The following is a 7,721-nucleotide window of genomic DNA, read 5'->3' on the forward strand; positions in this document are numbered from 1 at the left end:
CTTGATCCGGACATGGATAGCAGTACCCAAGGAGCCCTGCCTCCCGCGAGAGCGGAAGGCGGGGCTCCTGCCTTTTTCTGGCCCCTGGGCCTTGGGCTCTGGCTCCTTGGCTGGGGCTTCTCTTTTCCTGCCGGTCCGGCTGTGGCTGGGCGCGCAGTTCCCCGCGCCCCTATGGGGCGCCTCTTACGTCAGCGCCGTCGCATCCGACGGGTTCCAGCCCTCCCGTGGCACCGATGCCAGGAGTCTGGTCGTGTACGGGTCCTTGGGGGCTGAGAGCACCTGGGGCGTGGGGCCCTGTTCGACCGCCTTTCCTCTGCGCATCACCAGGACCTCGTCCGTGATGTGCTGGACGACCGCCAGGTCGTGGCTGACGAAGACCAGGGCAACCCCGATGTCCCGGCGGATCTCGCCGAGGAGCTGGAGGATCTGGGCCTGGATCGACACGTCGAGCGCCGCCACCGCCTCGTCCAGGACGAGCACTTGGGGGTCCACCGCCAGTGCCCGCGCGATGGCGAGGCGTTGGCGCTGGCCGCCGGAGAGTTCGCGGGGGCGGGCACCGGCCTCGCGGGTGCCGAGGCCCACCTGGTCCAGGAGCCCCGCGGCCAGGGTCTCGTCCCTGCCGTGCAGGTGCAGGGCCGTGCGGAGGCACTGGGCGGAGGTGAGGCGGGGGTCCAGGGAGAGGTAGGGGTCCTGGAAGACCATCTGGATCTCCCTGGCCCTGGCCAGGCGTGCGGCTCGCTTCCGGGGCGTACGGGCCTCGCGGGGGCGGCCTTCCACCGTCACCGTGCCGGAGTCCTGGCGGGCCAGGCCCACCAGCATGCGGGCGACCGTTGTCTTGCCTGAGCCTGATTCGCCCACGATTCCTATGGAGCCGCCCTTCCCCACCGTGAACGTCACGTTCTCGGCCGCCTGGTGGCGGCCGCCGCCCGGCAGGGGGTAGCTCTTGCTGAGGCTGTCCACCGTCAGCAGATTTTGCGGCATCAGTGGCTCACCTCGGTCGAATCGGTACTCGGCATCGTGGGTTGTGCCCACCCGTTCCGCCCTGCGGAACGCCTGCCCACAACAGAACAGGCCACCGTTCCCCCCTCCTCAAGACCGAACTGCTCCGGCACCCACGTCTCGCACCCCTCCTCCGCCTCCCCGCAGCGCGACACGAACGGGCAGCCAGGGAACGTGTCCGAGAGGGAAGGTGGGCGGCCCGGGATCGGGTGGAGGGTGTGGGTCGTGTCGCCCAGGGTGGGCGAGCAGGAGAGCAGGCCCCGCGTGTAGGGGTGGGCCGGGGTGTCGAACAGGGCCTTCGCCGAGCGCTGTTCCACCACGCGGCCCGCGTACATGACGTACACGCGGTCGCAGTACGCGGCTGCCAGGTGCAGGTCGTGGGTGATGAAGAGGAGGCCCAGGTCCCGGGTGGCCCGCAGTTGGCGCAGGAGAGCGAGGATCTCCGCCTGCGTCGTGACGTCCAGGGCGCTGGTCGCCTCGTCCGCGAGGAGCAGGCTCGGCTCCGCGGCGAGCGCGCCCGCGATGACCACGCGTTGCAGCATGCCGCCAGAGAGCTCGTGCGGGCGCTGGCGTACGCGGTGGGCGGGGTCCGACAGGCCGACCGTGGCGAGGAGTTCGACCGCCTGGTCGCGGGTCGCGCCGCGCTCGGTCAGGAAGTCGCCGATGCGTCGCACCGGGTTGAGTGCGGCGCGGGGGTCCTGGTGGACCATGGCGACGGTCCGCGCGCGGTGGGTCCGCAGGGCCTCGCCCTTGAGGGTGAGGACTTCGGTGCCGTTCACCCGGACGGAGCCCGACGTCGTCGCGCCCGCGGGAAGGAGGCCGAGTGCCGCCTTCGCCGTGGTCGACTTGCCCGAGCCCGACTCGCCGACCAGGCCGACGACTTCGCCGGGCCGGACGGTGAGGGACACCGATTCGAGGAGCGGTCGGGCCGCTCCCGGCACCCGAAGGGTGAGGTCTTCGATCTCGAGCAGCATGGGTCACTGCCTCCCTAGCCGGTCGGCGGCCCAGACCCCGACCACGTTGAAGGACACGACGACCAGGGCGATGGCCGTGCCGGGGACGAGCGCCGGAAGCAGCGCGCCCTGGACCACGGCCGCCTGCCCTTCCTGCACCATCAAGCCCCAGTCCGATGACGGGGGTTGGGCGCCGAAGCCCAGGTAGGAGAGGGTCGCGAGGGACATCAACGCCTCGCCGAAGAGGACGACCAGGTAGCCGAGGATCGCGCGGCCCAGGTTCGGGACCAGGTGCGCCACGCAGATGCGCGCACCGCCCATCCCCTGCACCCGGTAGGCGTCGACGTACGGCTTGCGGGACTCCGAAAGGGCCAGCGAGCGCACGTACTTGGCGATCGTCGGGGTGAAGGCGAGGCCGAGGGCCAGTACGGACGTCGTCATGCCGGCGCCGAAGACCGCGATGATCAGGACGGTGAACAGCAGGCCCGGGAACGCGTACATCACGTCCGTGATCCGTGAGACCAGCGCGTCCACCCATCCCCCGCGCCACGCGGCGAGCACGCCGAGCGTGATGCCGAGCACGGCGGCGACGGCGAGGAGCAGGATCGGCGCGATCAGGCTCGTGCGGGTCCCGTACAGGGCGCGTGACAGCAGGTCCTGGCCCGATGAGTCGGTGCCGAGGAGGTGGTCCCCGGAGGTCCCGACCAGTGAGGCCGAGAGGTCGATCGCGTCAGGGGCGTAGGGCGCGAGGAGCGGTGCGAACAGCGCCGCCAGGACGACGAGGGCGAGTAGACCGGCGGCGACGATCACCCCTACGGGGCGCCGTCGGCGTACGGCCAGAGGCGCGAGAGTTACTGCGGCGGCAGCCATCAGGAACGGGCCTCCTTCACGCGTGGGTCGAGCAGCGGGTGCACCACGTCCACCAGCGTCGTCACCACGATGTAGCCGGTGACCATGAGCAGCAGGACCGCCTGCGCCACCGGGAAGTCATGGGTGTTGATCGCGCCCACGAGGAGCGAGCCGATACCGCTGATGCCGAACGCCGTCTCCACGACCACCGTGCCCGCGAGCATGCCCGCCATGACGAGACCGCACATCGTGATGATCGGTCCGAGCGCGTTGCGCAGGACGTGGCGCCGGATGATGTCCCGTTCCGGGACGCCCGACGCGCGTGCCGCCTCCACGTGGTCGGACGCGGAGGCGTCCGCCATCGCCTGCCGGGTGACCCGGCTGATGATGGCGAGGGCGCCGAGCGCCAACGACAGGGCGGGGAGCGTCAGGTGGTGCAGGGTGCCGCCGAGGCCCTCTCCCGAGCCCGAGACCGGGAACCATCCGAGCTGCACGCCGAACAGCGAGACCAGGGCGATGGCCGCCACGAACGAAGGGACCGAGGCGGCGAGCGTCGTGCCGCCCACGACGGCGGAGTCCACCCACGTGGAGCGCTTGACCGCGGCCAGGATGCCGGCGCCGACGCCGAACACCACGAACAAAACCGTCGCGTAGGCGACCAGTTGGAGCGTCGTCGGGAAGCGGGCCGTCACCAGGTCGGCCACCTGGTCGCTGTACTTGAAGGAGCGCCCCAGGTCGAAGTGGACGCAGTCCCACAGCCACCGGCCGTACTGGACGACCAGCGGTTCGTCCAGGTGGTACTGCGCGCGCACCTGGGCCAGGCGCTCCGGTGTCAGCTTGTCCCGGCCGCCCGCGAGGAACACCGCGGGGTCGCCCGGCGCCGCGTACACGGCGGCGAAGATGACGAACGAGGCGGCGAAGAGGGTCGCGACGAGACCCGCGAGCCGCCGTGAGATCCGAGCGAGCACGACGCTCACCTAGCCCTTCTTCAGGCCGAGTGCGGCGGCCCACGGGTAGTAGAGGTAGGCCTGCGACGCCGGGGGTCCCGTCAGCTTGTCGTTGACGACGAGCGCCGTCGGGACCTGCGCGACCGAGATCCAGACGCCCGCGTCCACGAACCGCTGCTGTACGTCGATCGCGAGCTCGGCCCGCTTCGCGTCGTCCAGGGTGCTCAGGGCCTGGCGGACCTTCTTGTCGTACGCCGCGTCCTTGAAGCCGACCCAGTTGTTGGAGGAGTCGGAGAGGCCGTTGTCGTAGAAGCCCATGGGGTCGGCCTTGGAGATGTACCAGTCGCCGACCAGCACGTCGATGTCGGCCCGTGCGGACGGATCGCTGTAGAACTCCTCGAACTGGGCCGTCGGCACGGTCTTGATCTGACCCTTGAGCCCGATGCGCTGGAGCGCGGAACGCACCGCGTTCGCGACGACCGTCCGGCCCTGGCTGCTGTCGGTGCCGATCACGATGGGTCCGGCCGGCGCACCCGCCTCCTTCACCAGTTCCTTGGCCTCGGCGAGGTCGTCGGCGGTGGGGGTGGCGGGGGCCGCGGCCGACAGCTTCTTCTGCGCGGCCTCGAAGGCGGGCTTCTCGTATCCCCAGGCGCCGGAGCCGACCGGGGTGGCCCAGGGCTGGGCGAGCCCGCCGTACCCGGACTTCGCGATGCCCGTCCGGTCGATCGCGAGGGACAGGGCCCGGCGGATCTGCGGGTCCTTCAGGCCGCCCCGGGCCGTCGGGATGAGCACGAGGGACGCCGTGGAGGGGCCGTAGTGCTGGTCGAGGCCCTTGGTGGTGCGCAGGGCGGAGGCGGTGTTCGGGGATTCGGCGTACGTCCCGTCGGCGGCGCCCGTCTTCAGGGCGTTGACCAGCGCGCTGTCGGAGGCCCAGCGGAAGGTGACCTGTCGGGTGAGCGGCTTCGTGCCCCAGTAGCCGTCGTACGCCTCGATGGTGATCGAGTCGCCGGACTTCCAGCCCTTGAGCGCGTACGGGCCGCTGCACGCGTCGCCTTGACCCGGCGTGCCGAAGTCCTCGCCCGCGTCGGTCACTTGCTCCTTGTTCCAGATGATGCCCGCGTCGCCCGCGAGGGCCTTGGTGAAGAGTGCGTCGGGTTCCTTGAACCGGATGGTGATCTCGCGGTCGCCGGTCTTCTTCATCGACTTGACGTTGCCGAACTCGTCGGCCTGCTCCATGTCCGGGTCGGCGTGCCGCTTCAGCGACCACAGCACATCGTCGGCGGTCAGCTTCGACCCGTCGTGGAAGGTGACGCCGTTCCGGAGAGTGAGGACGAGCGCCCTGTCGTCGGGCGTACGGGCCTTCTCGGCGAGGAAGGGCTTCGTCGTCATGTCGGGCTGCAGTTGGTAGAGCCGCTCGCAGACGTTGGTGAGGACGACGCGGCCCGCGCTCGTTCCCTGGGTGTCGAGGTCGAGCGAGTCCGGCTCGTCCTCCAGGAGCCAGTCCGCCTTGTCCAGCGGCCCCTTGGCGGCTGCGGTCGTCGCGCTCAGCTTCAGCTTGGCGGCGTCGGCGGGCTTGCCCCCGGTGGCGGCCGTGTCGGCGCCGCTGCACCCGGCGACGGCGAGAAGCGTGGCCGTGGCGAGGCCCGCGACCATCGGACGCCTCGTGGTGGCCCTGGTCGTCCCGATCGATTTGCTCGTCCTGGTCGTCGTCATCTGTTGTCTCCGTACGGGCCGTCGTAGAGGTTCCAGGGCATGTGCTGGTAGTCGCGGTCGCAGGGGGTGCCGGCGGTGACGTGGTAGTCGCCGCCGGTCAGGTCGACACAGGAGGAGACGAGCGTGGACCAGTGCTTGACCTCGGGCTTGCGCGGGTCGGGGTGGGTGCACAGCGACTCGGGGTGGCCGAGGTGGTCGGACATGGCCTGCTTGATGATCTTGCGGGACTCGTCGGCGCCGGTGGAGGAGCGCAGGGCGCCGAGGCCCTGTTCGGCGCGCGGGACGCGGACCAGTGAGTCGGACGACATGGGGCGGTAGTCGGCGGCGATCGCGGCGGGGACGCCCGCCTGGTAGTGGTTGCCGTGCACGAGGAGTCCGTCGGTGGGATACATCCAGCCGTGCCCCGCCGGGGTCGTCTCCAGGTCGACGGCGAAGCCCTCGCGGCAGGTCAGCAGGGCGTTGGACGCGATGTGGGCGCGGGTGCGGCAGAGCACGTCGAGGGCGTCGGTGATGGTGTGCTGGTCCAGGACACTGCGGCGTACGACGGTCTGCGGGAGGCCGATGGCGTCGCTGAAGCGCCCGCCGAGGCCGTTCGCGTTCAGGGCGATGCCCGCCGAGTTGGCGCCCTGGCGCCCGATCTGGCCCGCCTCGACCTGCATGATCAGGGTCGGGTGCGGGGGCTGGACGACGCGCAGCATGACGACGGTGTCGGCGACCCCGGCCCGCCAGTCCCAGTTCTGCCCGGCCCATACGTGGCCGTCGCCGCTGGCCTCTCCGTAGACGGCGAAGGAGGTGCAGCCGTCGGCGGGTTCCTCGTCGGCCGCCGTCTCCTTGGCCTGCATGGCGGCGAAGGAGCGGTCGTAGATGACCTCGCCGCGGGCGTTGAGCGCGAGGATGTCGGGGAGGGTCACTCCGGCGCCCTCGGCGATCCCGCGCATCTCCTCCAGGAGGTGGGGCGCGTAGTCGCGGACCGGCTCGAGCCAGCGGGTGGCGCGGGCGGTGACCTGGTCCCAGGTCAGGCCGGACGACTGGCCGAACGCCTCCTCGTAATAGGCGAGGGCGGCGTGCAGTTGCGGGCGGACGGCTTCGCCGTACTGGCGGCCGCGGCCGGCCGGGGTGCCGGATATCTCGATGAGGGGCAGTGCCATTGTTCTCCTCGCGACGGAGAGCTGCTGTAACGTTGGTTACGAGAAGCTCTCCCTTTGGAATGCGTTGCCCAGGAGAGTAACGGCCATCACACGAGAGTCAATAGCTGTAATGGAAATTTCAGAGGATCAGGCGGGGGCCGGCGCGGGGCTCGCGCGGCTGCGGGCGGCCGTGCGCGACCAGTGGGAGACCCTCTCGACGTCCGAGCGGGCCGTCGCCCAGTACGTGGTCAGCGCCCCCGCCGAGTCGCTGCTCTTCGCCAGCGCGCAGGAGCTGGGCGCGGCGAGCGGGACCAGCAACGCGACGGTGGTCCGCGCCATGCAGCGGCTCGGGTATGCGGGACTGCCCGCGCTCAAGCGGGAGCTGGCGTCGGACTTCACTTCGGCGGTGCCGCCGGAGGTGCGCCTTCGGCAGCGCATCGCGCACGTGGGGCGGGACCTGGACGACATCTGGGGCGATGTCTTCGACGAGGCGCAGGAGCGCATCGAGCACGCGCGGCGCCTGACGCCGGGCGGGGCGCTGCGGGACGCGGTGGGGTTCCTCGCCGAGGCCCCGGAGATCCACTGTTACGGCATCGTGGCGTCCGAACTGGCCGCGCGGCACCTGGCGTTGGCGCTCGGAAGGATCGGCCGGCGGGCCCGTTACTTTGGGGACACGGGTTTCGCCCTCGCCGACCATCTGCTCGCCGTGCGGCAGGGTGACGCCGTGGTGATCTTCCAGCCGGGGCGGGCGTTGGCCGAGCTGACGGTGCTGATCGAGCGGGCGCGGGCGGTGGGGGCGCGGGTCGTTCTGGTCACGGATGAGTTGGCGGAGTTGTACGGGGGGCGGGTGGACGCGGTTCTGACGGCGCCGCATACGCCTACCGGCATTACTACCGAGGCGTTGACGGCGCTTGTGGTGGCCGATGCGTTGTTGCTTGCGCTGGCTACGTTGGATGAGGGGCGCGCGGTGGAGACTTCGCATCAACTTACTGCGCTGCGCGAGCAGTTGCTGGCCTCTAGGCCTCGGAAGGGGTCCTAGTAGGACTCCGTTAAGTTGGTGCTGATCTGCGGTTTCTGGGCAGCGGCTGCTGGCAGGTGGTGCAGATACCGGTCCAGCACCTCAAGGTGTCCTG

Annotated in this window: 7 protein-coding genes; 1 reads left to right on the forward strand and 6 read right to left on the reverse strand. The window is 70.7% G+C overall.

Translation table 11 applies throughout. The features are described 5' to 3' along the window. Window positions 1–183: 183 nt before the first annotated feature. The 6 genes from AB0M70_RS27570 to AB0M70_RS27595 are packed head-to-tail and all read right to left on the reverse strand — an operon-like array spanning window position 184 to window position 6,609. Entirely contained in the window at window positions 184–981 is a 798-nt protein-coding gene (locus AB0M70_RS27570) for an ATP-binding cassette domain-containing protein (protein ID WP_365823760.1), read from the reverse strand. After that, complete coding sequence (locus AB0M70_RS27575; RefSeq protein WP_365823762.1) at window positions 981–1,973, reverse strand: ABC transporter ATP-binding protein; 993 nt, start codon at window positions 1,971–1,973, stop codon at window positions 981–983. The genes AB0M70_RS27570 and AB0M70_RS27575 overlap by 1 nt, the downstream gene beginning before the upstream one ends. A gap of 3 nt (window positions 1,974–1,976) precedes the next feature. Next, a complete protein-coding gene (locus tag AB0M70_RS27580; protein WP_365823764.1) occupies window positions 1,977–2,822 on the reverse strand; it encodes an ABC transporter permease in 846 nt (281 codons plus the stop codon). Further along, the gene (locus AB0M70_RS27585; protein ID WP_365823819.1) at window positions 2,822–3,769 is read right to left on the reverse strand and encodes an ABC transporter permease; all 948 of its coding nucleotides are present in this window, start codon (window positions 3,767–3,769) and stop codon (window positions 2,822–2,824) included. Before AB0M70_RS27585 ends, AB0M70_RS27580 begins: the two co-directional genes overlap by 1 nt. Window positions 3,770–3,778: 9 nt before the next feature. After that, on the reverse strand, window positions 3,779–5,401 hold the full coding sequence (locus tag AB0M70_RS27590) for an ABC transporter substrate-binding protein (RefSeq protein WP_365823822.1): 1,623 nt from the start codon (window positions 5,399–5,401) through the stop codon (window positions 3,779–3,781). A 56-nt stretch (window positions 5,402–5,457) separates the two neighbouring features. Beyond that, complete coding sequence (locus AB0M70_RS27595) at window positions 5,458–6,609, reverse strand: C45 family peptidase (RefSeq protein ID WP_365823766.1); 1,152 nt, start codon at window positions 6,607–6,609, stop codon at window positions 5,458–5,460. 109 nt (window positions 6,610–6,718) lie between these two features. On the opposite strand from AB0M70_RS27595, the gene AB0M70_RS27600 reads away from it, so the two are divergent. Continuing rightward, the gene (locus AB0M70_RS27600; RefSeq protein WP_365823768.1) at window positions 6,719–7,627 is read left to right on the forward strand and encodes a MurR/RpiR family transcriptional regulator; all 909 of its coding nucleotides are present in this window, start codon (window positions 6,719–6,721) and stop codon (window positions 7,625–7,627) included. The last annotated feature ends 94 nt before the right edge of the window (window positions 7,628–7,721 follow it).

The sequence above is a fragment of the Streptomyces sp. NPDC051214 genome (genome assembly GCF_040682375.1).
In the GTDB taxonomy this organism is placed as follows: domain Bacteria; phylum Actinomycetota; class Actinomycetes; order Streptomycetales; family Streptomycetaceae; genus Streptomyces.